Origin of the sequence: Pseudoalteromonas sp. S327, assembly GCF_005886415.1 — a bacterium.
In the GTDB taxonomy this organism is placed as follows: domain Bacteria; phylum Pseudomonadota; class Gammaproteobacteria; order Enterobacterales; family Alteromonadaceae; genus Pseudoalteromonas; species Pseudoalteromonas atlantica.
The window spans coordinates 1-568 of sequence record NZ_PNDP01000104.1 but is presented as its reverse complement, the minus strand read 5'-3'; the positions used below and the strand labels follow the sequence as shown (position 1 = coordinate 568).

Below are 568 nucleotides of genomic sequence, written 5' to 3'. Positions count from 1 at the left end.
TTTAGGCAAGGGGTATGAGCAGGACGCGAAAGCTTTGTTCGGTTTTTACTTATTCTTACATGGAGGTAAGTCATTAGAATAACGCAGGGCAGTTATCGAGCCCATTCGGTTACAAATATCGCGCCGCAATTGAATTGCCCTTAGTTTGGACAAATTTCAATTCACAAAGGCCAACACGCCCTAGCAAAGCGATTGTATATTAGCGTGAGCAGTGGCAAGATTAGCTTGCTGGTTGATGCTTATTGTATCAAGCGCATGCTCAACAGGGTAAATAGCTAAAAATTTTGAAAAATTATATTGTTCTTAACAATTTAATCTTGAGTATGGGCAATTAGCCCCCATAACCCTAAGATTAAGCCACGTGGCCGAGGAAGCATTTTTTGACTATACATGATTTATCTAGCGCGCTAAACGCGTTATCAGCAACACCGCATCAGCACGCAATTAAAGGGATCAAACGTGGTATTGAGCGAGAGTCGTTGCGTATTAAAGGTAATGGCGCCATTTCCACTTTAGGACATCCTAAAGGCGTAGGTAGTGCATTAACAAACGGACATATTACTACCGA

Annotated in this window: 1 pseudogene; it reads left to right on the top strand. The window is 41.9% G+C overall.

Going from position 1 to position 568, the window contains the following annotated elements:
• Positions 1–380: 380 nt before the first annotated feature.
• Positions 381–568, top strand: a pseudogene (locus CWB60_RS20330) (glutamate--cysteine ligase); the annotation flags it as partial.